The sequence below is a fragment of the Phragmitibacter flavus genome (assembly GCF_005780165.1).
Lineage (GTDB): Bacteria > Verrucomicrobiota > Verrucomicrobiia > Verrucomicrobiales > Verrucomicrobiaceae > Phragmitibacter > Phragmitibacter flavus.
The window spans coordinates 307,348-332,832 of the sequence record NZ_VAUV01000003.1; the positions used below are offsets into that span (position 1 = coordinate 307,348).

Genomic DNA, 25,485 nt, shown 5'->3' on the forward strand with positions numbered 1-25,485 from the left:
CGGATAATTTGGTGGTTGAACGCTAAAATTTTCCCTGCGCTCTGGGGATGCTTTCATCGTCATTCTTTCGGGTCATGAATCTTGGACTCTTTGCTCTTACCTTGATTGCCGTTGCTGCGGCTTTCCATTTTAAATCGGTGTCCGACGATCTCCGCTCCAAGCTCGATGAGCATGAGCAGACCAAGGCTCAACTCGAAGCGCTCCGCGAAGAATTTGACTACTTCAAAGTGAAACGTCGGGCTGGAATCATTGGACAAAAATTTCCTGTGCTGGAGCTGGTTGATGGTTCGAAACTCCATCAGGCTGAAGTCAAATCGATCAATGCCGCCACCATCAACGTCATGCACGAGGTCGGAGTGTCGCGCCTGAAGCTGTGTGATCTCAAGGATGAATTTTTGAAATGGGAAGCCGTCTGGAGCAAGTCGGAAGCCGAAAAAGAACTTCAGTTGCTGACACAGAGGGACGAGTTGGCCGCCAAGATATTCGCTGAGGAATCCGCAAAGATTCAGCGTGAACAGGTGCAGACCACGCTGACCTCTCACAGTCAAAATCAGTCTGCCGACCGCGATCGCAAGATTTCCGCATTGACCGCGCAAATGGGACAGATCGATGCGAAGCTTTATCAGTTGCGAATTGCCTATAACAAAAGGCAATCGTCCGTTGGCAGGGAGGTTAGCCGCCCCCTCGTCTCGAGCGGTTGCGCCACCTCGACTGTTACGACGCGTAATAAAATCAATGCGTCCGGGCCAGTATTGACCAGGCTGAGTTTGGAAATTGGAAATTTGGAGAGTTACCGGCAGAAACTGTTGGCTCAGCAGGAAGCTCTGCGGACTCAGCTTGAGTAGCATGCCGATCGACATCAGTTGAGTGAATTTGAACTGCGACGGCAAAAGTCAGTTTTCATCAAACGCCACATGACCGCTCTACTCAATGAGGCCCAGATCACATCACAGCTTTCCGATTTGCCGGGCTGGACCCGGGAAGGCACGGAGTTGGTCGGGGTCTTTGTATTCAAACAGTATCTGGACGGAGTGGCTTTTGCGGGCAGGGTTGGGGAGGCGGCGGAGGCGGCAAACCATCATCCGGAGATGCTGATTGGCTGGCGCAAGGTGACCGTGCGGGTTTCCACTCATTCAGCCGGCGGATTGACGGAGCTGGATTTTGCACTGGCGCGAAGGGCCAATGAACTGGCGGGTGAATGAATGAAGCGTCAGCCCGTTTCCCGCTTGTCACTGGACGGTTCCGACTTCAAGCTTGGCGGGTGAGATCGATTTTGTTGTTTCCTTTGTGGTTGGGTTTGAGCCTGGTGACCTCTGCCGATGCGCAGTCCCCTTCCCCAACGGTTGCCCGGGCGCTCAAACCGGAGACGTATCTGCTTCAAATTGAACCGAAAGCCATGCGCACGGCGAATTCGCGGCCTTATGGCAGTGCGCAAAAAACGGTCTTTACACCCGCCAAGGAGGTGGGCGGCGACGACTGGCTCGACCCTTACAACAAGGAGGACTTTGAGAAGCTCGGGATCAGTTGGGAGAGTTTTGTGGAGCGGGCCCGCAAAGCGGCTGACCGTCGGCTGGCGTCTCTGAAGCCGGAATTGGTGAAGGATCGCGAGGGCCGGGTTCTTTATGCGGTCTATCGCGGAGCAGAACCGGTATATTCCAGCCTTCTGGTGGCACCGTCGCTGGCGAAGGTGTTTGAAAAGATTTTTGGCGGCGAAGTCTGGCTGGCGACGCCGGATCGGAACAGTTTGTATGTATTTCCTGCGAATGCCGAGGTGGTGAACGACTTTGCTGGCGATCTTGAAGAACGTTTCCAAACCAATGCTTTTGCTGCGAGCGAAGAGATCTTCTCGCTCAACACGGCGGGTGAACTGCGTGCGGTGGCGGTGTTTACCGAACGTTGATTTTTTTCTGCACTTTCCTTTTCAAGCGAGTGGTTCGTGGCAGTGTGGCGGTCATGGCTTTTTTGAAGCGGTTCGAAATCTGGGTATTGCTTGCGGTGGTGATCGCGGGTTTGGCGTGGGTGTTTTTGTCGGGGCCGCCGGATGAGTTTGACGAAGAGGTGCTTCCGACGGAACCGGGTAAAGCGACCGTTTCCAGTCCGGCGCTGACGTTGCGAAAACTCGTAATCAAGCGTGATTACGGCAATGCGCGGCTGGATGTCGATGTGAAGCTGCGCAACGAAAAGTCGGAGAAACTGGTGCTTACGTCCCCTGCCGTCCGACTGATGAACGGTGCTGGACGCGAGGTGCCGAGTTTTTTTCTGCCTTTTGATGCCCTGCCTGAGGTTGCTGCGAAAAGCACCCAGGAGGCGCATCTGCGTTACTGGCTGGAGGAGGAAGACTTGCTGGGGACGCTGACCCTTGAGATCGACGGCCTCAAACTGCTGCTAAAGGACGGCACGGCAGTGCCGATGGACTCGCTGAAAAACGGCGAGGAAACGGTGCTCAAATCGACGAAATGGACATTGGATTAAGACTTTTTGCAGAACGATGAATGCGGATTACCTGCTGGTGGATGTTGGCAATGGCCGGACCAAATTTGGCATCGCCTCCCGCGATGAGGTCTTGCAGCAGCGGGACATGCCGACGTCCATGATTGGACCGGATGCGCTGCGCGAGCGCCTGGACGGCTGGCAGTGGGAGCGTGTGGTGGTTTCGTCGGTGGTGCCGGTGGCGACCGGGTTGTTGCGCGAGTATTTTGGCGAGGCCATGCTGAACCTGCGGCATGATGTCGGCCTGGGCATCGGCGTGCAATACCCGAAACCGGAAAGCATTGGTGCCGACCGGCTGGCGAATGCGGTGGCTGTGGCGCACTTGTATGGTGCTCCGGGAGTGGTGATTGATTTTGGCACGGCGGTGACGTTCGACATCGTGTCGGAAGAAGCCGCGTATATCGGCGGCGTGATCGCGCCGGGGTTGAATTTGATGACGGAGTATCTGCATGAACGCACTGCGCTGCTTCCAAGAGTGGTTCTGCGTGAGCCGGAATCAGCCATTGGCCGCTCGACCGAAGAAGCAATCTTGAGCGGAGCGGCCATCGGATACCGAGGCATGGTGCGCGGAATTTTGCAGGCATTGAAGCGCGAACTGGGTGATCCGGCGAAGTTGCAGGTCGTCGCGACGGGTGGTGATGCAGCCTGGATTGCCTCGCAATTGCCGGAAATTGATGGGGTGGACGCGGATTTGACCTTGCAGGGATTGCGTCTCGTGGGCAATTTGCACGCCCCTCTTCAGCCTTGAGCCTTGAGCCTTGAATCAAATCATGCAAAACAACAACATCACGTCCATCGGTGTGGATTTTGGCGGCACCACCATCAAGCTCGGCGTGTGTCGCGGGGCTGAATTGCTCGCCACGGATGAGCCGATTCCAACCCAGGGCCATGCCAGTCCGACGGCCTTGATCCGGGTGATTGCCGACCGCGTGACGGCGTTGCAGGCCAGATACCCTGAGATTGCCGCGGTGGGTGTGGGCGTTCCTGGACTGGTGGATTTCGACCGCGGTTTTGTGCACATTTTGACGAACGTGGCAGGTTGGAATCATATTCCGTTGAAGAAAGTTCTCGGGGACATGACGGGGCTTCCTTGTGTGGTGGAGAACGACGCAAACGCCATGGCGTATGCCGAATGGCGTCACGGCGCGGGAAAAGGTTTGCGTAACGTGGTGGCGTTGACGCTTGGCACCGGGGTCGGCGGCGGGTTGATTTTGAATGGCGAGATGTATCGCGGCAGCCACTTCTCTGCGGGTGAAATCGGACAGATGAGCGTCGACTACAATGGCGTGGTGGGGCATTACGGAAATTTCGGGGCTCTGGAAAAATACATGGGCAACCAGCAGATCGCGGAATATGCCATGCGTTGTTATGCCGACGCCGGGATGGTCAAAAAGGCTGAGGACTGCACCCCGAAAGCCATTGCGGAAGCCGCTGCAACTGGCGACGACGTCGCGTTGCAAATCTGGCATCAGATCGCCGACTGGCTCGGCACTGCGCTGGCGAGCATTGCCTGGCTGTTGAATCCCGATGCGTTTGTGATTGGCGGAGGCGTGGCCCAGGCAGGCGACTTGTTGTTCGAACCGCTGGAGAACAAAATGAAGTCAATGCTCTCGGCAGTGGTGCTGGAGGGCCTGACCATTGTGCCCGCCAAGTTCCAAACCGAAGCCGGCATCATCGGCAATGCGGCGCTTGCGGCAGATCTGGCTTTTGAGAAGTGAGTCGCCGAGATCAGTGAGGGACCTGTCTGGGCTAATCCATCTCGACGCCAATTTTCTCGGACAGGAAGGCACGCAATTTTTCAATGCCTTCGCCCTCGTTGGCGGAAATGGGGAAGATCTTGATGCGCTTGAAGCGTTCCTTCAACCGCTCGATGTTCTCGGCGGCGGCCGGAAGATCGGTTTTGTTGGCAAGGATGCACCAGGAACGTTTAGCCAGTTCTTCGCGGTAAAGTTTGACCTCGGTGCGCAAGGTTTCGATGTCGGTGACCGGATCGCGGGCTTCGCTGCCGGCGGCATCAACCACAAAAAGCAGAACGCGACAACGCATGATGTGACGCAGGAAGTCGTGGCCAAGCCCGACGTTCGCGTGTGCGCCTTCGATCAAACCAGGAATATCGGCAACGGTTCCGCGACGGGAATCGCTGAACTCCATGACTCCGACGTGCGGTTGCAGGGTGGTGAAGGGATAGTTGGCGATCTTGGGTTTGGCGCCTGAAAGTTTGGTGAGCAGGGTGGACTTGCCGGCATTGGGAAATCCGACCAGGCCGGCATCAGCGATGCTGCGCAGTTCAAAATGAAAAAATCCCAACTCGCCCTCTTCACCCGGAGTGAATTCGCGCGGTGCCTGGTGGGTGGGGCTTTTGAAATGGACGTTGCCTTTGCCGCCTTTGCCGCCTTTGCAAAGCACGTATTCCTGACCAACCGCCGTGAGGTCGGCATGAGGGATTTTGGTTTGGATGATTTCCCCGGTCTCGGGATCTTCGGTCTCTTCAATTCGGCTGATGAGCAGTCCGGCGGGAACGCGGTAGATCACGTTTTTGCCGGATCGTCCGGTCATCTGGGCGCCGGAGCCACGTGCACCATCTTCAGCCGCGAGCTTGGCGTTGAAAAAGAAATTGCGCAGACTGTCCGTGCTGTTGTCGACCATCAAAATGACGTCGCCACCTTTGCCGCCATCGCCGCCATCGGGTCCGCCTTTGGGACGGAATTTACCGCGATGGAAGTGGGCGCTGCCATCGCCGCCGCGTCCGGCTTTGGCATAAACTTTGATTTGGTCGACAAACATGAACTCGCAAGTTAGTCGCGGACGGGGCCGGGGTCAAGGATGGACACATTTCTTCGGGGAAGGGCCCTGAATCCTAGTTCTTGTTCGAAGTCGGTTTGACGTAATCTCCACGGCTGAAGAATTTCTCCAGCCAGACGTAGGCGATAATGAAGAAATAGCGGCTGCCCATCTCCTTCAGCTTGAGTTTGGCTTCACCGGTGCGGCGGTTTTTCCAAGAAATCGGGATCACCGTCCAGGTGTAGCCGCGCACGATGGCCTTCAGCGGGATCTCCACGGTCAGGTTGAAATGCGGGGCAATGAGAGGGCGGCAGCCTTCGATCACCTCGCGCCGATAGGCCTTGAAAGCGTTGGTGGTGTCGTTGAGCGGGATGCGGAAAACGTGTTTGATGCCAAGATTGACGAGGCGGTTGACGAACAGTTTGATTTTGGGGTAGTCCGTCACGGAACCGCCTTTGATGAAGCGGCTGCCGAGCACACATTCGTAACCCTCATTGAGCTTGTTCCAGTAAGCGACCACTTCGTCGGGAGAATCGCTCTCATCCGCCATCATGATGACGACGGCGTCGCCCTTCATGTGGTTCAACCCGTAGATGATGGCGCGTCCAAATCCATGCGGCCCCAGATTATTGAGGGGACGGAGGTTGGGAATGTTCGCCTGCATGCTTTCCAGCAATGCCCAGGTGCCGTCCTTGCTGCCATCGTTGACCACGAGAATTTCATGCGGCACACCGTGCTGGGTCAAGGTCGCATGAAGATGCTCCACCGTGCTGGGGAGGCTGCCTTCTTCGTCCCTGGCGGGAATGACAATGCTAAGAAGTTGAAGAGGAGGCATGAATCGATCTTGAAGTTCGGAAAAAAGTTCCTTAGTGCTGGAGGATTTTCTTTGCAGCGTCAACGGAAAATCCTTATGGACGGTGGGTATGTCTATCGCATTGATCACCGGCTCCTGTGGACTCATCGGCTCTGAAACCTGCAAACGCCTTCATGCCGAGGGGTATGAAGTGGTGGGTGTCGACAATGACATGCGCCGCTATTTTTTCGGTGCCGAGGCATCCACAGCGAAAACGCAGACCTCGCTCTCAGAGTTTCAACGTTACACCCATGAGTCCGTCGACATCCGCGATTGGGCGGCCGTGGAGGCGCTGTTCAAGAAACACGGCACCGCCATCGAAGTGGTGGTGCATACCGCCGCACAACCTTCCCACGACTGGGCCGCCAAGGAGCCGTTGACCGATTTCGGGGTGAATGCCCTTGGAACCCTGCACTTGCTGGAAGCCACCCGACTGCATGCCCCCGACGCGACCTTCATCTTTACCAGCACCAACAAAGTTTACGGCGACACCCCCAACCTGCTTCCGCTGGTGGAGACGGAAACCCGCTGGGAGCTGGATGCGTCCCATGTTTGGCACGAGCGGGGCATCGACGAGACGATGAGCATCGATCACTGCAAACATTCCGTTTTTGGTGCAAGCAAGGTGGCGGCCGACGTGATGGTGCAGGAGTATGGTCGCTATTTCGGCATGAAGACCGCCTGCTTTCGCGGCGGCTGCCTGACCGGCCCGGCCCACGCGGGAGCTGAGTTGCATGGCTTCCTCGCCTACCTGATGAAATGCACGGTGACCGGGCGGCCTTACTCTGTGTTCGGATACAAGGGCAAGCAGGTGCGCGACAACATTCACAGCCATGATTTGGTGGAGGCGTTCTGGCAGTTCATTCAAAAGCCTCGCTCGGGCGAAGTGTATAACTTGGGAGGTTCGCGGCACTCCAACTGCTCCATGCTGGAGGCGATCCGCCTTTGTGAAGACATCAGCGGCAACCAACTGACCTGGACCTACAAGGAAGACAACCGCATTGGCGATCACATCTGGTGGATCAGCGACGTCAGCCGCTTTCAGCAGCATTACTCCGACTGGAAATATCGCTACGATCTGCGCACCACGCTTGAGGAAATCCATGCTGCCTGCGTGGCGGGTTGACCTTATCCAGCGGAGATGTCCATCCAGTTGGGGCGCTCCGACGCGAACCCGGCGACTTCCTGAAACAAGCTCTCGCGGGTGATTTCCGGACGCCAATCCCACGTTTCACGGGCAAGCGAATCGTCCAGAACCAGCCAGGCAATGTCGAAAGGTCGCTCACTTCCATCGCGATGCACGGGCTTGTCGACACCGAAATGATGAGCGCACCATTCGCTCAGTTCAGCCAATGAGAAGGCGCTTTCCAAGCCCCCAGAGACGTTTGCGAGACGCGGTCTGGAGGTATCAGTGCCATAGGCCATCTGTTTGAGCAAAAGCGCGGCGAGGTCGTCGGGATGCAGGCAATCCCGCACTTGATGACCGTGACCGCCAAAGCCCAGATACCGCAATGGACGACCTTCCCGCCAGCTGTGAATCCAAAAAGCAATGATGCCTTGATCCGCGCGCCCGAATTGACCCGCTCCAGCCATGACCCCGCAGCGATTCACCCACACCGGCAATCCAAACGTGCTGTGGTATTCAAGGGCCAAGTCTTCGCTCATCTTTTTGCTGACCCCGTAAAGCGAAAGAGGTGGCGCCGTGCTGAAAGATTCAGTCACGCCCCCGGCACTCGCTCCTGAAGGAAGTTTACTTGTGTCGAGCACGAACCTCGAGCCCTCGGTCTTCGTTGGCAGCGCCACCAATGATGGAACGGAATACACCCGGCTGGTGCTGAGAAGGATGAAACCCGCGCCGTGACGTTTGCAGTATTCCAGCATGTTCACCGTCCCGGCAAGATTGTGCTCAATGACCTGACGGCTGCTGCTTTTGCCATCCACACCGGCCAGCACACTGGGATTCGCCGCCGCATCGATCACCCAATCCACCGCAGGCAGACTCTCAAAATCACTCACCGAGCGCACATCACCGTGGAAAAACTTCACGTCGAGTTTTTTGAGCAACTCGCGGTTGGATTCGCTCCCCGGACGGCAAAGGTTGTCGAGGCCAATCAGGGTGGCACTTTCCATGGCCTCGCGGAACCGCTTCAAAAGGCGGCTGCCAACAAATCCACAAGCTCCGGTGACGAGAATACGCATGCGATAAAAAAATGAACGAGGTGATCTAGGGATTCTTCCAAACAACGGGTCCCCACCAAACGTGCGCGGCAAGGCGTGTTTTGGTGGAGGCGGCTTCAACTATCAGCCGCTGTTTGGCATCAGGGCTGAAAGGAGGAAAATCAACATCAAAAAAGTGCGGTTGTTGATCAAGATCATGCTTCTGCGGGATCAGTGTCTGCGCGTATCCGGCAATTTTTTCTCCCCGTTTATTGACAAGATGAATGCCGACGCTCACCTCTTCAGGAGTTGCGCCGGGAGCACTCACCACTGCAAACCGACCCGTGACTCCTCGCACCTGCGCCGGAACGCTGAACTCAAACCGGTTGGGTGCCCGACCCCCACAAGCCTCCAGTCCTTCCTGCAATCCGACTTGAAGGCTGCCATTGGCTCTCACCACTTCCGGAATGCCTGGGAAATACGGATACAGCAGCCCTTCCACAGTGGAGGTGGTCTCCAAACGCGTCGCCGGAGGAACCCATTCGAGCAACGTGTAGTGATAATCCCTCTTGTATTCTCCATCTGCATCCGCTTCCGCCTTGAGTCGAAATGACACCACCTCATTTTTTCCGCCGACATTGGCGCGCCAGCTCAAAAAGTCATCAATTGTCTCAAGGTAAGGACTCAACTGCACCCCGGTGCTGGCCAAGCTGGGAATGAACCGACGATTCACCTTTCGCCCGTCCTGCATCTGCAGAGTGAGCACTCCCAAAGCGGGTTGGTAAGCAAACCCTTTGAGTTTTCCTGAGCGACTGCGCGGAGCATCAACCTTGAGGGCGATCAGAGTGTTGGGTGGCCGGGAAGGCAGTTCGATCGTCCGCCCCCAACGTGTCTTGCCTGACTGTAGCTCACGCCAGGTTCCTTGGGGAGCAATTGGTTGCGGTTTTTCAAGTAGCAAGAAACCCTTCTCACGCAGCCGTGGCGTCCACCCGGTCAGCAAGTCGAGCATCAATGGCGCATCGTCGAGCCATGGATGGCGGGCATCGATCGACTCCAATTGAAACAACACCCAATCCGGTCGCGAAGCAGATCGATAGTAGTCAAGATTCACCTGATGCAGATAAGGCGTGTAGCTGCTGTAACTTTGAAACACCGGACGCGGTTGGTAGTTCAGTCCGTTTAAGAATGCGTAGTTCTGTTGAAAATTGACAATGTCGACCTTCGCTCCCCGCACAAGATTGGTGATTTCTGGAAGCTGCCATTCGATCCTTTGTTCCGCAGGAATTTCGTTGAGTTGTGGCAGTTTGACGGAAGGCGAAGCAACGATGCGCTGGGCGGCGGTCTTCAGCGCCCAACCAGGGTGCATCCATCGTCCAGCACCTTGATAAGCGGCGGCAGCCGCAATGAACAACGCCACCAAGGCGGCACCGACGACCAAGGCAGGTCGCCAGGAAAACGTTTTTGGTTTTGTCCCAAAGGCTTCCAGCCCGGGAGCCACCGTCAGCAAACATGCATACGGAAACGCCATCGCCATGAAAAAATCCACGTGTCCCATGTCGGCTCGGACGAACCCGTGCTTCCAGGACAGAAACGCACAACCGAGCACAATTCCAGATTTCAATCCAGTCTCCATCCATCGACGACCAGAGACCGCCACATTGACCGCAGCACAAACAAGCAGTGCCGCTGCCAGCGCCAACCCCCATCCCAGCATGCCCGGAGCCGGCGGATAACTCATGGTTTCGCCATAGCCTGCCGAGATCTGCCAGGCACCGATGAGGTAGCTAGGAAAGCCGAACAGCGATTGTCCGGCCAGCATCCAACCCACCAGATGCAACCCGGCAAAAGTGGTAGGCACGGCGATCGCGAATTTCCATCGTCGCTGCATCAGAAGCAGCGTGGTGAATCCAAAAATCATCGCACTGATGGCGAGAAAGTCCGTGAACTTTACCAAAGCGACCACAGCGCATCCGGCCATCAATCCGAGCCATTCCAGTCGGTCCGCCCTGGTGCGTTTGGATCCATTCATAAGCACACATGCCACCCCGGCGGCAAGCAAGGTGGGCGTGCTCGGGAAGAGAATTATGAACGCCCAAAACGGAATGCGCAAAATCCAGGGAAGCCTTCCTCCCACACGCCAGCCGACATAGGCAATGAACATGGCATATGCCCACGCAAAGATCAGCCGCTCCACTGCAAACCCACCCAAGCCCCGCCCATCGAAAAGAAACCCGAGGGGTCCAAAGGTGTAAATCAAATCGCTGCCAAGCTGCCAGTTCCTCTGCGCGCCATACTCAAGCACCAACGGCCATGAATCATCAAGGCTTACTCCGGTGATCGACATGGTGCCTGCCAGTTTGAAATTGCCGGCAAAAATCATCAGCCATGCCAGCGGACCCAGGGCCCGCATCACCCGGTCAGTGCTTGGAGTTGACCACGAGCTTGCGGCCCCAACCGCGCCGACAATCCCGAGCGCGAGGAAGGCGAAGAGATAGATCGCAAGCGGCCAATTGGTCGGAGGTGGCGGTGGGATCAGTGGAAGTGGCGGAGGCGAAACCACGGCTGGCAGATCCACTTCAAAGGTGCGGAAAATCGTCTGCCGGATTGGATCTTTGACGAGTCGGTGTTCACTTGCAGGTGCCGCGTCATCAACGGGCAAAAGCGTTTCAGGATCGAGTCGGCTTATCCGTTTCCCCGTGAATGTCTGCACAACAAGACTCCGCAGAATGACTTCTTCATTCGTCCCTACCCAAGAAAGCGTCAGCGACTGCCTGCCTTCCGTGTCCACCGACAGGGGCAGCGCCAGCCTCTCTGCGATGTTGTCGCCCTGAAAAGCAGATTCCGCGATGACCTTTTTGCCTTCATCAGCATGCCCCAATGACAGCGCCAATCGACCGGGATTTGAGCTCGAAAATTCGACAACCACCAAAACTTGCCCGTCATTTTTCCCCGCCGGCTCCACCGCTGACAGCACCCGGACAGATGCGGCCAGCAAGAGCAGTGAGACAACAGACCACCGGAGGCAGGCAATGACACATTTTTGCAGACGACTGGTCGATGCGAAGATTTGGCGCATGTGAATGCCCAAGCGCATGGACATCCATTGTCAAACACGGATTGATCGACGTTTGACGAATTGTCCCACCGCTCGATCAAACGCCATCCACAAAACGCTTCTTCAAATGCGCCAGATAGGGGGCCGTATCCGTCGCCTTGCCGGTCGCTGCGATCATCAAATCCTTCGGCGACAGGACTGAACCCGCCGCGTGGACATTCGTCTGAAGCCACTTCAACAGCGGTGCATACTCCGCATTGGCAACGGCTTTTTTGATGCCTGCGTTTTTAACCGCCGCTTTGAAAAGCTGCGCTGCATTGAGATTACCCAAGGTATAGGTCGGAAAATAACCGAAGCCGCCCATCGACCAATGAATGTCCTGCAAACATCCGCGCGCATCATCCGGCGGCGTGCGTCCGAAGCTGGATTCAAACTCGGCATTCCACGCATCCGGCACCTCAGACACCTTCAGCGTGCCGTTGAAAAGTTTCCGCTCAATCGCAAAACGCAGCATGATGTGCAGGTCATAAGTCGCCTCATCGGCCTCCACCCGGATGAACGAAAATTCCGCGCGGTTCACGCCGAGAAGGAATTGCTCCAAAGTCAGCTTCTTCAAATGCGGAAACAGCGATTGAGCCCTTGGAAACCAGCGCTCCCAAAACGCGCGCGAACGTCCCACATGATTCTCCCAAAAGCGCGACTGCGATTCGTGAATGCCCAGTGATACCGCCGTGCCGGAGGGCAACCCCCACTCCTCTTCAGGCAGCCCTTGCTCATACATGCCATGTCCGGCCTCGTGCAGAACGCCGAAAAGGGACGAAAGAAAATCACGCTCATCATAGCGGGTCGTCAACCGCACATCACCAGGTCCGAATCCCGAACAAAACGGATGCGTGGTGGTATCAATGCGACCCGCATCGAAATCAAAACCCACGGACTCCGCCACTTCGCGATTCAACTGCTGCTGTTTGGCAATCGGACACGAACCCAGCAACGCTTTCATCGGTGGCGCTTCCCGTTCCGACCGCTCAACCGCCGCCCTGGCAATCTTTACCAGCGACGGACGCAATGAATTGAACAATGCCTCCACATCGTTCGCCGTGATGTCGCGTTCGTGCTCGTCCAACAGCACATCAAACGGCTCCGCCCCGTCGCTGATGCGACCCGCCATCTCGCGTGAAATTTCCACCAACTTCTGCAAGTGCGGTGCAAACCCTGCGAAATCCGATTCACCACGCGCCTTCGCCCAAGCCGCCTGACCCAGCGAGATCGCCGCACTTTGCTGCTCCACCAATCGCTTTGGAATGCGCACCGCCCGATCCACCTTCCAGCGAAACAACTTCACATTGGCTTTCGCGACGGAATGCTCCTCCGCCACCGACACCTCATCTTCCGCCTTTTCCAGCAACCCCTGAAACCGTTTTGAAGTCAGTCGTTCGTGAGCAAGTCCGCTCAAATGCGCAAGAATGCGGGAGCGATGCGTGATGCCCTTGGGCGGCATGTAGGTTTCCTGATCCCAACCCAAAACATGGGTCGCTCCATTCACCAGGGCGACATCACGCGCCGCCTGACACAATTGATCATACGAGGAAAGAACCAAAGCCATGACTGAATGGTGAGCCCTCGCGCCTCAACATGCAAGCATCAGACACGGCAAAACCAAACTCGAACCAAGTCCACCTAGCGCCCCGAAGCCAGACGGCGATAGGCAAGCTTCTTGGAAAACGAGTCATCCGATTTTGGCTCGGGTGCGGTCTCCGTTTTCGATTCCTCTTCTTTCTTGGCCTCCGGTGCCACCGGCGTCACTGCGACCGGTTGATCCTTTGGCAGCACCGTCACCTCCACCGCGACCACGCCCGCATTGGTCATGCGCAATTCCCTCGCCGCACGGGTTGATACGTCAATGATGCGCCCTTTCACATAAGGGCCGCGATTGTTGATTCGCAGCGTTACCTCGCGGCCATTGCGCAAATTTTTCACCAGGACCTTGGTGCCAAACCGCAACGTCGGATGTGCCGCCGTCAGCGTGTTCTGATCGTAGATTTCGCCGTTTGCCGTTTTTCGACCATGCCAGTAGCCTCCGTAAAATGATGCCTTGCCGCGATACACACTGGAATCGGCGGAGGTTGCCTGAAGGGTGGTTGATTTTCCGCTGATCAAAAACAAGCCAATGGTGGCGAGGAGAACGGAAGTGAAGCGTGGAGTCGGGCGAATCAGTATAAGCATGTCACTATCAAGGGATTTCGTGCAAATCGGGCAAGAAGCCTGCCGCACTCCGACCAGCTTGGCAACCCTGAAACGACTTTTGCATACCCCAAAAAACGGCCTTGCTTCACCTCAGATGCCCACCCAATACTCATTTTGAACGACTAACGGGCATCAATTCCCCTTTTACATCCGGGTAATATTCTATCGAAAATACCCCTCTTCATAGTCGTTTCGCGTCTAAATTTGGCGTTTTTATCGCCTAAAACATGGAAAGTAGAAGGCCCGTCCCGGGCCTTACCATCATTCATTCAAGGCTCGGGACGAGCCTTCTACTCTCTTTCCCCTCAACCCGGCGGCCACCCCAACTCTCTCCCGGCCAGCAAATGCACATGCAAATGCGGCACCGATTCCCCGGCGTCGCGGCCATGATTGATCACCAGACGAAATCCTTTACTCGTCTCACTCACTCCCAATTGCTGCGCAATCTTCCCTGCTGCGACCATCAACGCCCCAAGCGTCGACTGATCACTTTCTACCGCTTCTCCCACCCTCGGGATCACCCGCTTGGGCACAATCAACACATGAATCGGAGCCTGCGGATTCACATCGTTGAACGCCGCCACCAGGTCATCCTGATAAATGATTTTCGCAGGAATCTCACCCGCGATGATTTTCTCAAAAATCGTCATGTCTCCATCTCAGCACGGGAAGCCCTCCAAGGCAACTTCCGGAACCAACACGTTTGCCTTGCTTGCGCCACCCAATCTCCCCGGATTACCAACTACCCATGGCCAGACTCAGCGCCAAAATGCTCCACGGCCTTCTGGAAGCCACCCGCATCATCCACGATCACGAACATGGCACGTTTCATGACCGGCTGTTCCGCGCCTTGGACCTGGTCTACTCCGATTCCGTCTACGCCCTCGAACTCTACGGTCGCGGCAACTCTTACTCCGCCGAAACCAACGTCCCCTTCGACCCTGCGCACAAACTTGAGATCCTCAACCGCACCAACGAACTGGTGCAACTTCAAAGTCCCATGTTCCAGCGCCTCGCCGCCGGCGAAACTCAGCCCATGCGCCTGAGCGACTTCATCAGCCTGCGCGAACTGCGCAGAACCGACCTCTACCAGGAAATCTTCCGTCCCGTCGGCATCACCCGTCAGATCGGCATCCCCATCCGCTCCTCCTACTGCCTCGGCGGACTCACCATCAACCGCGATCATCGCGATTTCACCGTTGAAGACCACCTCGTCGCCTCACTGCTCGCCCCGCAAATCGCCACCGCTTTTGAAACTGACACTCTCCTCAAAAGTCTCACCCCCGCCATCCAGCGCAACCAGTCGACTGACCTCGCCCAACTGCGCCGACTCGGTCTCACCCGTCGCGAAGCCGAAATCTTTCTCTGGATGATCGAAGGAAAACGCGATGGAGAAATCGCCATCATCCTCAGTATCAGCGTCCGCACCGTCAACAAACACGTCGGAACCATCCTTGCCAAACTCAACGCCGAGACCCGCACCGCTGCCGTCGCCACCGTCTTGAACCAGGAAATCCTGCATTCATCAGACGCTGGCCCTTTATTACGGAACCCTTAACTACCGCGACGTCCGCCAGCCTTCCTCTTGAGAACCTTCACTTGGCATTTGACAACCATTCCCTTCCCGGTAATTTACCCGCCCCTCTGAAACTGCCTGCGTCTTTCTACCGGGCCCTTGCAACTCTTTAATCCACCGTCACCATGCCTAAACGCACCTATCAACCCTCCAAGCGCACCCGCAAGCAGCAGTTCGGTTTCCGCGTTCGCACCAAGACCGTCAACGGTCGCGCCATCCTTGCCCGCCGTCGTAAAGCAGGTCGCAAGCGTCTCCTTCCTAAAGGCGTTGAAGTCCACTTCAAGCGCCACACCCATCAGCACAACACCAGCGGTCGCCCGACTTACTAAGTCAGCCACCGGGTTCCTGCCCGGGCAAGAATCCTCGCGTCACGCATGGGTCTGCCCACCTCCAGTCGGCTGAGGTCCACCACGGAATTCAGCCTTGTGCGCACCAAGGGAACCTCGTTCCCTGCCCGATTCCTGGTTTTCAGCGTGCTGAAACTCGACGAACCCGACACGCCCACGCGTTTCGGGTTCATTACTTCCAAAAAGGTGGGCGGAGCCGTGCAACGCGTTCGTTTGCGCCGCCAATTTCGCGAAATCGCCCGCCTCAATCCCCTCAAAAGCGGCTACTGGATTGTCACCATCGCCCGCTGGCGCGCTCCCCAGGCCAGTTTCGAAGAACTGAAACAAGACTGGCTCAAAGCCGCCCGTCGAGCCCGTGTCCTTGCCCCGGCACCCGCAGCGGAATCCCCACCCGCCACTTCGTCGTCGTCGTCATCATCATGAAGACTGTCGTTCGCATCCTTATCCGTGGCTACCAGTGGGTGATCTCACCCGTCATCCACTTCATTGGTGGACCCGGCACCGGCTGCCGCTTCACCCCCACCTGTTCCCAATATTTTCTCGAAGCCGTCGAAATCCACGGATTTTTTCGCGGCACCTGGCTCGGCGTCTACCGCATTCTGCGCTGTAATCCGTGGGGCGGAACCGGTCACGACCCCGTCCCTCCTGCGCGTGACGATCACAACACCACTGCGCATTGCACTTGCGAATCGTCTGCTTCTGGCCACAAGTCTCCTCCCGCCGATTCGCCCCCCGACCCCGGCAACCCTTAGTTCAGTTAGTCAGTCACTCCCATACCCACCGCCCTCTTTTAATTTCATGGATCGCAAAGCTTGGATAGTCATCACACTCTGTGCCATCGGCATGGTCCTCAACGGTTGGTGGATGATCAAACACCCACCGCCACAGCCAGCCCCGGCACCAAACCCGCCCGCCGCTGCGACCGCCACCCCTGCGGCCGGCACCACCCCTGCAACCGCAGCAACTCCCGGTGCTCCTGTCGCCGGAACCCCTGCTGACACTGCCGCTCCCGCAGCCGCTGTCGAAGAAAAAGTCGTCCTCACCAACGACAAAGTCGCCTACACCTTCACCACCAAAGGCGGCGGTATCTTGTTGGCCGAACTCCACGACATCAAGGAGACCGTCACCATCAACACCGTCGGCAAAGCCGCCATCGGCTCCTTCGGCAGCGAGGCCAAGGTCTATGACGACCTCTTCTATCGCATCGTCGACAAGTCCGACAAACACATCGTCTTCGAAGCCACCAGCCCGGATCAAGTCGTCATCCGCAAGGAATACCGCTTCACCGAAGGCCCTGGCAGCAACGATCACCTGATTCATTTCCAGATTCACCTCGACAACAAAGGCCCCACCAAACACAGCCGCGACAACTACTACCTCTACACCGGTGCCGCCGCCTCCCTGCGCCCGGATGAGGTCGAACTCCCCGCCTACGTCTGGAACAATGCCGGCAGTTCCGACTACTTCGCGACCAGCAAGTTTCGCGACGGACCTAATTTCATCGGCATGGGTGGCCCCATCACCCAGCTTCCCCATCAAGCCTTCGACCGCCTGCGCTGGGCCGGCGTCATGAGCCGCTTCTACGCCACCCTCATCACTACCAAGGACGATCAACCCGCCAAAGTCTGGGGCGAACGTTTTCTTGTCGACCACTCCAAGGACGAATTTGCCACCAATGCCAAATCCGCCACCGACTACGCCATCCACGGCGGCGTCAGCCTTCCTCCCATCGACCTCGAACCCGGTGCCTCCAAGTCCTATGACTTCCGCATCTACATCGGTGCCAAAATTTTCCATGATCTGAAGAAGATCGATCTCGACGGCGGCAAAGAAGGCCCACCCGACCGCCAGATGCGTCAGGTCATGTTCTACGGCATGTTCTCCGTCATCAGCCGCATCCTCGTCGGCGGTCTGCGCACTTTCCACGACTGGACCGGCAACTGGGGCGTCGCCATCATCCTCCTCACCATCTGCGTGCGCACCGTGCTCTGGCCCGTCCAGGCCCGCTCCAACCGCACCATGAAACGCATGGGCCTTCTCTCCCCCAAGCTCAAGGAGCTTCAGGAAAAATACAAGGACGAGCCGCAGAAGATCAATACCGAAATGATGAAGCTCTACCGCGAGTATGGCGTCAATCCCCTCGGCGGATGTCTCCCCCTGCTCATCCAGATCCCCATCTTTTTCGGCTTCTACGCCGTGCTTCGTTTCGCCGCCGAACTGCGCAGCCAGGACTTCCTCTGGGTCAAAGATTTGTCGCTGCCCGACACCATCCACACCCTGCATTTTGGAACCTCCATTCCCTTCATCGGCGACCACTTCAACATCAATCCCCTGCCATTGATCATGGGCATCACCATGTTCCTGCAGATGAAGCTCACCCCGCAACCGGCCAGCGCGGACAAGATGCAGCAGCGCATCTTTCTGCTCATGCCCTTCATCTTTCTGATCTTCTGCTACGGCTTCGCCTCCGCCCTCGCCCTTTACTGGAGCGCCCAAAACGTCTACAGCATCTTCCAGGCACAAATCAGCCGCCTCTGGCAGACCGATCCCGTGCTTGAAAAAGTCGCTCCAGCGGACAATAGTTCCAGCAGCGGTTCCTCCTCGACTACGAAGAAGAAATCCGGCCCACCCCGTCTCGGCGGCGGCGGCACCAATTCCGCGAAAAAGCGCAAATAAATGATCGGATGAAAAAATGACCCCTCTCGAACACGCCCGACAAATCCTCGACACCCTCCTCGGGCATCTTGGATTCGTCGTGCAAATCGAAGAGGAACAGGCTCCCGAAGGTCCCACGCTTCAAATCCTCACCGAGCAATCCGACCTGCTGATCGGTCGTCGCGGTGAGGTGCTTGACGACATCCAATACCTCGTCAACCGCATCCTCCAGCGTCGCGACCCGCAGGCCCCACGAATCCGCGTCGACGTCGAATACTTCCGCACCATGCGTGAGGACCGCATGCTGGCCAAGGTCAACGAACTCGCCGACCGCGTCCGCAGCACCGGCCAGCCCCAAGTCCTCAACCCCATGAACAGTTATTACCGTCGCCTCGTTCACAACCTGTTCCTCCAGGACCCTCAAGTCGCTAGTGAGAGCGAAAAAGGCGACGACCGCTTCAAGCGCATCACCCTCAAGCGCCGGAAGTAGAAAATTTTGGAGTGCGGCGATTTTCGCCGCTTTCCCAACGCTCTCTTCCCACCAACCCGCTCTCATTTCACATCGCGGCCTCTCTCCCCCATCTACTTCGGTAATGTCGACCCCGACACTTTCCCTTGCAAATTTCCCGTCCCCCGTTATCTTCCATGCTCCCCTCGTCCCACCCAGCCCCGGGGAACGTTTTCCACTGCCACTTATGAAATCCGAACTCGTCGACAGAGCCGCCCTAATCATCACGGATCCTCCAATCCTCATCAACATGGTTTCCAAGCGCGTGCGCCAGCTCAACATGGGCCGCCCTGCCCTCGTCGAACGCCGTCCCGGCATGCGTGAAGCCGACGTCGCCCTCACCGAAATCATCGAAGGCAAAATCAGAGCCGAGTTTCTTTCGGACATCGAACCTGCTTAATCGCGCTCGAGTTCGCTTTTTGCGGTTCTTTGCCAAACCTTCCCTCTCACCGTGGCCGACATAGCCTCCAACCGCAAGGCGGGCCGCGACTACCATTTCCTCGAAAAATACGAGGCTGGCATCGCCCTCAAGGGCACCGAAGTCAAATCCATCCGGCTTGGCTTCATGAACCTCAACGACGCCTTTGCCCGCGTTGATCGAGGTCAGGCATTTCTCTACAACTGCGACATTCGTCCCTACGAACGCGCCAGCCACGAACAGCACGAAGCCCGCGCCCCACGTCGCCTGCTCCTGCACAAAAAGGAGATCTTCAAACTCCTCGCCGCCACCCAGCAAAAAGGCCTAACCCTCGTCGCCACCCGCGCCTACTGGAAAAATAAGAAGGTCAAAGTGGAAATCATCGTCGGTCGCGGCAAGACCCACGGCGACCAGCGCCAGGATCTCAAAGACCGCGTCGAAACCCGCGAAGCCGCCCGTGAAATGGCCCGGTTCAACGAACGCAAAGGTCACTAACAAGGGAACACCTTCTGGAGAAAAGGAGCGCCCACAACCACGACCTGGTTGGTCGCTCACTTCCGACTTCCGACTTCCGACTTCCGACTTCGAAGTCCCCCTCACTTCAGCGACGGATCACGTGGCTCCGACTTCCGCCACAGAAACCCGCACAAAAACGTGATCGCGAAATTGATTGGATACAACCACGCATACGTCATCTGCAAGCGGTGCTCCTTGAACCAATCCCCCTCGCCCGCCACCACAAAAATATCCCCGCGCACCCACGTCGTCATCAAAACCGACAATACCAGCCCCACCCACAGCGCCGCTGTCTTTGCTGGAATGCGCCACAACGCCAGCAGGAAAATCGCCAGCAACGAACCATAGGTGTAGGACACCATCCCAAACGCCAGACTCAACAACTGGATGTTCGCCGACTCCTTCAACTGATACAACACCACCGTCATCCCGGCCAAAAACACCGCCCAACCCAACACCGTCATCCGCGAGATGAACACCAGCTTTTTCTCATCCGGCATGTCCTTCTCCCGACCGTGATACCACAACGAAATCGACGTCTGTGACAGCGCGGCCAGCGCCGAATCCAAACTCGAAATTGCCGCCGCAAACGCCCCCGCCAGCAACAACCCGGTCAACCCCGCTGGCAGCACCGTGGTGATCCACACCGCAAACACCAGATCGGTGTCTTTCGCAAACTCCGCCGCCGTCCCCGCATCCGGCGGATACACGCTGTAATAAGCAAACAACCCCGCGCCCACCATCAGCATCACCAGCGTCGCGATCTGCCCCACCCCGCTGAAGATGATCGCCTTCGTCGCATCCGACGCATTCCGACAGCAAAACATCCGCTGCGCGTTCAACTGATCCGTCCCATACGCCGCCAAATTCTGAAACGGCATCGCCAGCAGCGCCGTCCACATGGTGAACTCCGTGTCCCGCACCCACTCCACCATCCCCTGCTCCGAACCCACTCCCGGCATCCAGCGCCACAATTCGAACTTGCCCGCCTCCCCCGCAATTTGCAAAAACTGTGGAAACCCTTCCGGCAAACTGATGGTGATCCACACCAACGCCAAAATCCCCGCAAACAAAAACATCCCGAACTGGATCACATCCGTCCAGATCACCGTCGTCATCCCCCCCATCCATGTCCACAACACCCCAAACACCGAAATCACCAAAATGCTCTCCACCATGTCGAACGGTGTCACCGTCCGCAACACCAGCGCCGGCACCAACACCCGCACACTCTGACCCAACACCGACCCCACCATGAACAACAAGGTTGTAATCGTCTTCGCCGACTTGCCCAGCCGGTTCGCAATGAAATCATACGGACTAAAAATCTCGTGCTCATAAAATGCCCGCACAAAATAAACCCCCACAATGCATCGCGCGATGATCGACCCGATCGCCCACTGCAAATACGTAAAATTCCCGTTCGCCGCAAACACCGCCCCAGGCACCCCGATGAACGTCACCGCACTGATCTCTGTCGCAATGATCGAACCCGACACCGCCGGCCATGGCAACGACCGTCCCGCCAGAAAGAAATCCTTGATCGTCGACTGCTTCCCGCTCAGCCGATGTCCAATCCAAGTGCAGAACCCCAGGTAGGAAAACAACACCACCCAGTCCAGCCAACGGAAATGCTCATGCACCGGAACAGCAGCAATAAAATCAATCATACAAAAAAAGAAACCAAGCTAGAGGACGACACTGTCGCCATTGGACTCCCAACCACCCGCCCCGTAAAGCAGAATCAGAACCAGATTTAGAATCGGAATGATGCGCCCGCTTCAACACCCAATCTCCAAAAAACTCCATACCTCCCTTTTCAATCCCCTCAATGCGCGTAGTATGCCGGTTCAGCAGGATCGGCACCATGAAATTTGAAGACCTCAGAGGCATTTTGCAATACGTTCCCCAGTTTCGGGAACGCATTTTTGTCGTGGCATTGGATGGCCGCGTCATGCGCCTCCCCAACTTCAATTCGCTTCTCCAGGACATTGCCGTGCTCCAGTCACTGAGCATCCACGTCGTGCTCGTTTTCGGTGCCCGATCACAAATCCAACAGCTCGCCGCCCTGCGCGACGTTAATCTTTCCAGCGACGACGGCATGGGCCTCACCGATGCCGCCACCCTTTCCGTCAGCACCGAAGCCATCTCGCGCCTCACCAACGAACTCATGGCCGCGCTCACCGCCCTTGAGCTTCGCGTCGCCGTTCCCAATGCCCTCGCCGTCCATCCCGCCGGCGTCATCAACGGCATCGACCTCCAATACACCGGCCGTATTGAACGTGTCGATGAACCCATGCTCCAGTCCCTGCTGAAGCAAAACATCATCCCATTGCTCCCACCGATGGGCTTCGACGGACACGGCACCACCTTGCGCCTCAACTCCGACGAAATCGCCGTCGATGTCGCCCTTGCCCTCGACGCCGCCAAAGTCATCTTTGTCGCCGAAGAAGGCCTCATTGACGCCAACGGCGAACGCCTCGCTCAACTCCCCGTTGCCCAGGCCCGCGACATCTCGCGTCGCAAAGACACCGGCATGGACCCCAGCCTGTTGTCCAAACTTCGCCACGCCGCCCTCGCCTGTTCTGAAGGTGTGCCCCGAGTCCACATCATCGACGGTGGACAAAACGAAGTCCTCCTCGCCGAGTTGTTCAGCAACGAAGGCGTCGGCACCATGATCCACGCCGACGATTACCAGCAGATCCGCAAAGCCCACCTCAGCGACATCCCCGTCCTGATGACCATGATGCGCGAAAGCATTGAAGACGCCGCCCTCGCCCCCCGCAGTCGCGAACAAATCCAGCAACGCATCAACGACTTCTTCGTCCTCGAACTCGACGGCAACCCCGTCGGCTGCGTTGCCGTGCATTCCTACAACCAGCCCGACGAAACCAAAGTCTCCGAGCTCGCCTGCCTCTTCGTCCGTCGCGCCCACAAGAACCAGGGCCATGGACGCAAGCTTGTCACTTACGCTGAAACCATCGCCCGCGAACGCGGCAGCGCCTGGCTCTTCGCCTTGAGCACCCAGGCCTCCCGATTTTTCGAAGAAAAAATGGGCTACCAGCTCGCCACCAGCGGCATTCTCCCCGAGCCGCGCCGCGAAGCCTACCTCAGCAACGGCCGCAACTCCCGCGTCCTCACCAAGACCCTTTAGTCTCTCCGTGACACCGGCTTGCCGCCGGTGGGTCGAACAGGCATTTTGCCTGTTCCCTCAGTGACCAGCGCCCCCAACCCCACTCACCCGTCGCCGCTAACCCCCGCGACGGGTTTTTCGTGCCCGCTTACCAACAATCGTCAAAAATCGCACCTCCCCTGCTGAATACTTCGCCACCACCATTGTCTAATAAAACAATGAATTCGCACGACCATGCACACCCAGTCACCACAGAGGTTCTCGTGGATGCTGGCAGAAGGCTGGCTAGGCCGGTTTTTTGACCTTCCACGTAAAGACCACAATCCAAGCATCCCCCGCATCGGCCTCGCGCTGTCATGCGGCGGTGCCAGAGGACTCGCCCACATCGGCGCCATTCAAGTCCTCGAAGAAGAACGCATCCCCATCGCCACCATCATCGGCAGCAGCATGGGCTCCTACGTCGGCGCTCTGTGGGCTTCCGGCGTGAGCGGCAAGGAACTCGAAATCCTCGCCGCCGAAATCAAAGACCGCCGCACCCTCATGCGCCTCATCGATCCCGTCTGCCCACCCACCTCCGGCTTCATCTACGGCCATAAAGTCCGCAAACACCTCGAACGCACCCTTGGCGACCTCACCATCGCCGACCTCAAAATCCCCACCCTTATCGTCGCCACCAATCTCGACACCCTCAACGGCGAAATCTTTCCCCCCGACACCCCCGTCGCCGCCGCCATCCAGGCCAGTTGCGCCATCCCCGGCATCTGCAGTCCCGTCTATCTCAACGGCAAACGTTACATCGACGGCGCCGCCGCCCAACCTCTTCCCGTCTCCATGCTGCGCGACCACACCAGCGTCGACGCCACCATCGCCGTCAACGTCATGGCCCCCAGTGCCGCCGTCGCCGCCACCCTCGATGTCTCCCCCCCCCCGCCGCTCGACCCCATCGGCACCAGCGCCCGCCTGCGCCGCTTCTTCAACCGCAACCTCAACCTCTTCGCCTACGGCAACGTGCTCGACACCTTCAAACGCTGCCTCAGCTCCGCCCAACTGCGCCTCCTCGCTTACGAATCCGCCGCCGCCGACGTCCTCATCCACCCCTACCTCACCGAGTCGCGCTGGTATGACTACGAAAACTTTCAACGCTACATCGACGCCGGACGGAAAGCCGCCCAGGACGCCCTCCCCCACATCCATTCTCTCATGAACCTGAAAACCAATACCACCAACCCACCCAACTCCAATGACACCCTTCCTTTCATCACCCCTGTGGGACACAGCAGCGCCTGAGTTCTGGCAAGAATGGCAGATCCGCCGCCTGCGCGACTACCTCGCCCACCGCGTCCTGCCCTACTCCGCCCACTACCGCAAACTCTTTGAGGCGAACCACCTCTCCGTGCACGATCTGCGCACCCTCGACGACATGCGCAAAATTCCCTTCAGCAGCAAAGTCGACCTCACCGTCCCCCGCGAACAACAACGCGAGTTCGTCCTCATCCCCGACGAAAAATCCCTCAAACGCGAACCGCGTGTGATCCTCACCGCCCTGCTGCGCGGTCGCAACTTCGTCAAAGACAAACTCGACGCCGAGTTCCGCCCCGTGCTCCTCACCAGCACCACCGGTCGCAGCAGCGACCCCGTCCCGTTTGTCTACACCAAACACGACCTCGCCAATCTCGAAACCTCCGGACGTCGCCTCATGGAAGTGGGCCGCAGTCAAAAAGACTACCGCCACGTCAACATGTTCCCCTTCGCCCCCCACCTCGCCTTCTGGCAAACCCACTACGCCGGCACCGCCTTCGGCACCTTCGTCCTCTCCACCGGCGGCGGCAAAACCATCGGCACCGACGGCAACATCAACATTGTCGAAAAAATCCAGCCCGACATCCTCATCGGCATGCCCACGTTTGTCTACCACGTCCTCTCCCAGGCCGTGGCCGAAAACCGTCACTGGCCCAACCTCAAACGCATCGTCCTCGGCGGCGAAAAAACCCCCGCCGGATTGCGCGCGAAACTACGCGACCTCTGCGGCCAGCTCGGCGCCCTCGGCGTTTATGTCATCAGCACCTACGCCTTCACCGAAGCCAAAATGGCCTGGCCTGAATGCCCCACCCTTCCCCATGAAGGCTCCAGTGGTTTCCACCTCTATCCCGACCTCGGCATCGTCGAACTCGTCGACCCCCAAACCGGCGACCCCGTCCCCCCCGGCAGCCCCGGCGAAATCGTCTACACCCCCCTCGACTCACGCGGCACCGTCGTCCTTCGTTACCGCACCGGCGACATCGCCAGCGGCGGCCTCACCTGGGAACCCTGCCCCCACTGCGGACGCAATGCCCCACGACTCCTCGGCCCCATCTCCCGCGTCAGCGAACGCCGCACCCTTCACCTTGACAAGGTCAAAGGCACCCTCGTCGACTTCAACGTCCTCGACCACCTGCTCGACGACATGCGCGGCCTCGGAGCCTGGCAGATCGAACTCCGCAAACGTCACGACGACCCCCTCGACTGCGACGAAATCCATCTCCACGTCCATTCCGAAAATCGCACGCCGCAGCAAGAGTCCACCCTTCGCCAGCAGCTCAACCGTCGATTCCAGGAAGTCACCGAACTCACCCCCAACGCCATCCACTTCCACACCCTGGAAGAAATGCGCACCCTCCTCGGCGTCGGCAAACTCCTCAAAGAAGAAAAACTCGCCGACCACCGTCCCAAACCCACCACCGCCCAGGCGGTTTCCTCATAATTTTAGCCT

General features: G+C 57.7%; 25 protein-coding genes and 1 pseudogene. 18 read left to right on the forward strand and 8 right to left on the reverse strand.

The window, feature by feature from the left end:
- Positions 1-74: 74 nt before the first annotated feature.
- The 6 genes from FEM03_RS04730 (at position 75) to FEM03_RS04755 (ending at position 4,208) form a co-directional block, all read left to right on the forward strand.
- Positions 75-845, forward strand: a complete 771-nt coding sequence (locus FEM03_RS04730; protein WP_138085036.1) for a hypothetical protein — start codon at positions 75-77, stop codon at positions 843-845.
- 69 nt (positions 846-914) lie between these two features.
- Entirely contained in the window at positions 915-1,202 is a 288-nt protein-coding gene (locus FEM03_RS04735) for a 4a-hydroxytetrahydrobiopterin dehydratase (RefSeq protein ID WP_138085037.1), read from the forward strand.
- Positions 1,199-1,900, forward strand: a complete 702-nt coding sequence (locus FEM03_RS04740; protein ID WP_166442630.1) for a hypothetical protein — start codon at positions 1,199-1,201, stop codon at positions 1,898-1,900. Before FEM03_RS04735 ends, FEM03_RS04740 begins: the two co-directional genes overlap by 4 nt.
- 29 nt (positions 1,901-1,929) lie before the next feature.
- Complete coding sequence (locus FEM03_RS04745) at positions 1,930-2,472, forward strand: hypothetical protein (protein ID WP_206170874.1); 543 nt, start codon at positions 1,930-1,932, stop codon at positions 2,470-2,472.
- A gap of 16 nt (positions 2,473-2,488) precedes the next feature.
- The gene (locus FEM03_RS04750) at positions 2,489-3,238 is read left to right on the forward strand and encodes a type III pantothenate kinase (protein WP_138085040.1); all 750 of its coding nucleotides are present in this window, start codon (positions 2,489-2,491) and stop codon (positions 3,236-3,238) included.
- Positions 3,239-3,248: 10 nt separating this feature from the next.
- Complete coding sequence (locus FEM03_RS04755) at positions 3,249-4,208, forward strand: ROK family protein (RefSeq protein ID WP_240772672.1); 960 nt, start codon at positions 3,249-3,251, stop codon at positions 4,206-4,208.
- 31 nt (positions 4,209-4,239) lie between these two features.
- Here the strand turns inward: FEM03_RS04755 and obgE are convergent, their stop codons facing one another.
- Both obgE and FEM03_RS04765 read right to left on the reverse strand, forming a co-directional pair.
- Positions 4,240-5,274, reverse strand: coding sequence for a GTPase ObgE (gene obgE / locus FEM03_RS04760; RefSeq protein WP_138085041.1), 1,035 nt, complete (start codon positions 5,272-5,274; stop codon positions 4,240-4,242).
- Between the two features lie 73 nt (positions 5,275-5,347).
- Positions 5,348-6,106 (reverse strand): glycosyltransferase family 2 protein, encoded by a 759-nt coding sequence (locus tag FEM03_RS04765; protein WP_138085042.1) that lies wholly within the window; start codon positions 6,104-6,106, stop codon positions 5,348-5,350.
- An 88-nt stretch (positions 6,107-6,194) separates the two neighbouring features.
- Between FEM03_RS04765 and FEM03_RS04770 the strand changes: the two genes are divergently transcribed.
- Entirely contained in the window at positions 6,195-7,250 is a 1,056-nt protein-coding gene (locus FEM03_RS04770) for an NAD-dependent epimerase/dehydratase family protein (protein ID WP_138085043.1), read from the forward strand.
- A 2-nt stretch (positions 7,251-7,252) separates the two neighbouring features.
- Here FEM03_RS04770 and FEM03_RS04775 read toward each other — a convergent pair whose 3' ends face one another.
- From FEM03_RS04775 to FEM03_RS04795, 5 genes are all read right to left on the reverse strand, one after another.
- Positions 7,253-8,323 carry an NAD-dependent epimerase/dehydratase family protein gene (locus FEM03_RS04775; RefSeq protein WP_138085044.1) on the reverse strand — a complete coding sequence of 357 codons (1,071 nt, stop codon included), beginning with the start codon at positions 8,321-8,323 and terminating at the stop codon, positions 7,253-7,255.
- Between the two features lie 25 nt (positions 8,324-8,348).
- Complete coding sequence (locus FEM03_RS04780) at positions 8,349-11,276, reverse strand: hypothetical protein (protein ID WP_138085045.1); 2,928 nt, start codon at positions 11,274-11,276, stop codon at positions 8,349-8,351.
- A 157-nt stretch (positions 11,277-11,433) separates the two neighbouring features.
- Positions 11,434-12,942, reverse strand: coding sequence for a carboxypeptidase M32 (locus FEM03_RS04785; protein WP_138085046.1), 1,509 nt, complete (start codon positions 12,940-12,942; stop codon positions 11,434-11,436).
- A 74-nt stretch (positions 12,943-13,016) separates the two neighbouring features.
- Complete coding sequence (locus FEM03_RS04790) at positions 13,017-13,562, reverse strand: septal ring lytic transglycosylase RlpA family protein (RefSeq protein ID WP_138085047.1); 546 nt, start codon at positions 13,560-13,562, stop codon at positions 13,017-13,019.
- A gap of 326 nt (positions 13,563-13,888) precedes the next feature.
- Positions 13,889-14,233 carry a histidine triad nucleotide-binding protein gene (locus FEM03_RS04795; RefSeq protein ID WP_138085048.1) on the reverse strand — a complete coding sequence of 115 codons (345 nt, stop codon included), beginning with the start codon at positions 14,231-14,233 and terminating at the stop codon, positions 13,889-13,891.
- Between the two features lie 98 nt (positions 14,234-14,331).
- Here FEM03_RS04795 and FEM03_RS04800 point away from each other — a divergent pair, with 98 nt between their 5' ends.
- The 8 genes and pseudogenes from FEM03_RS04800 to smpB all read left to right on the forward strand — a co-directional run bounded on the left by FEM03_RS04800 (position 14,332) and on the right by smpB (position 19,582).
- On the forward strand, positions 14,332-15,141 hold the full coding sequence (locus tag FEM03_RS04800; RefSeq protein WP_138085049.1) for a helix-turn-helix transcriptional regulator: 810 nt from the start codon (positions 14,332-14,334) through the stop codon (positions 15,139-15,141).
- A 143-nt stretch (positions 15,142-15,284) separates the two neighbouring features.
- A pseudogene (gene rpmH, locus FEM03_RS25045) lies at positions 15,285-15,413 on the forward strand (50S ribosomal protein L34); the annotation flags it as partial.
- A 120-nt stretch (positions 15,414-15,533) separates the two neighbouring features.
- Positions 15,534-15,929 carry a ribonuclease P protein component gene (gene rnpA, locus FEM03_RS04810; protein WP_138085051.1) on the forward strand — a complete coding sequence of 132 codons (396 nt, stop codon included), beginning with the start codon at positions 15,534-15,536 and terminating at the stop codon, positions 15,927-15,929.
- Positions 15,926-16,258: a membrane protein insertion efficiency factor YidD gene (yidD, locus tag FEM03_RS04815; RefSeq protein ID WP_138085053.1), complete on the forward strand. Its 333-nt coding sequence runs from the start codon at positions 15,926-15,928 to the stop codon at positions 16,256-16,258. The genes rnpA and yidD overlap by 4 nt, the downstream gene beginning before the upstream one ends.
- A gap of 46 nt (positions 16,259-16,304) precedes the next feature.
- Positions 16,305-18,182 (forward strand): membrane protein insertase YidC, encoded by a 1,878-nt coding sequence (gene yidC, locus FEM03_RS04820; protein WP_138085054.1) that lies wholly within the window; start codon positions 16,305-16,307, stop codon positions 18,180-18,182.
- A gap of 16 nt (positions 18,183-18,198) precedes the next feature.
- Positions 18,199-18,651, forward strand: coding sequence for a Jag family protein (locus tag FEM03_RS04825; RefSeq protein WP_138085055.1), 453 nt, complete (start codon positions 18,199-18,201; stop codon positions 18,649-18,651).
- Positions 18,652-18,856: 205 nt separating this feature from the next.
- Entirely contained in the window at positions 18,857-19,069 is a 213-nt protein-coding gene (locus FEM03_RS04830; protein WP_138085056.1) for a DNA-directed RNA polymerase subunit omega, read from the forward strand.
- 51 nt (positions 19,070-19,120) lie between these two features.
- Complete coding sequence (gene smpB / locus FEM03_RS04835; protein WP_138085057.1) at positions 19,121-19,582, forward strand: SsrA-binding protein SmpB; 462 nt, start codon at positions 19,121-19,123, stop codon at positions 19,580-19,582.
- A gap of 101 nt (positions 19,583-19,683) precedes the next feature.
- Here the strand turns inward: smpB and FEM03_RS04840 are convergent, their stop codons facing one another.
- Complete coding sequence (locus FEM03_RS04840; RefSeq protein WP_138085058.1) at positions 19,684-21,273, reverse strand: sodium:solute symporter family transporter; 1,590 nt, start codon at positions 21,271-21,273, stop codon at positions 19,684-19,686.
- Positions 21,274-21,470: 197 nt separating this feature from the next.
- On the opposite strand from FEM03_RS04840, the gene argA reads away from it, so the two are divergent.
- The 3 genes from argA to FEM03_RS04855 all read left to right on the forward strand — a co-directional run bounded on the left by argA (position 21,471) and on the right by FEM03_RS04855 (position 25,476).
- Positions 21,471-22,757: an amino-acid N-acetyltransferase gene (gene argA, locus FEM03_RS04845; protein ID WP_166442631.1), complete on the forward strand. Its 1,287-nt coding sequence runs from the start codon at positions 21,471-21,473 to the stop codon at positions 22,755-22,757.
- Between the two features lie 213 nt (positions 22,758-22,970).
- A complete protein-coding gene (locus FEM03_RS04850; protein ID WP_138085060.1) occupies positions 22,971-24,023 on the forward strand; it encodes a patatin-like phospholipase family protein in 1,053 nt (350 codons plus the stop codon).
- A complete protein-coding gene (locus FEM03_RS04855) occupies positions 23,977-25,476 on the forward strand; it encodes a phenylacetate--CoA ligase family protein (RefSeq protein ID WP_138085061.1) in 1,500 nt (499 codons plus the stop codon). The genes FEM03_RS04850 and FEM03_RS04855 overlap by 47 nt, the downstream gene beginning before the upstream one ends.
- Positions 25,477-25,485 lie beyond the last annotated feature (9 nt).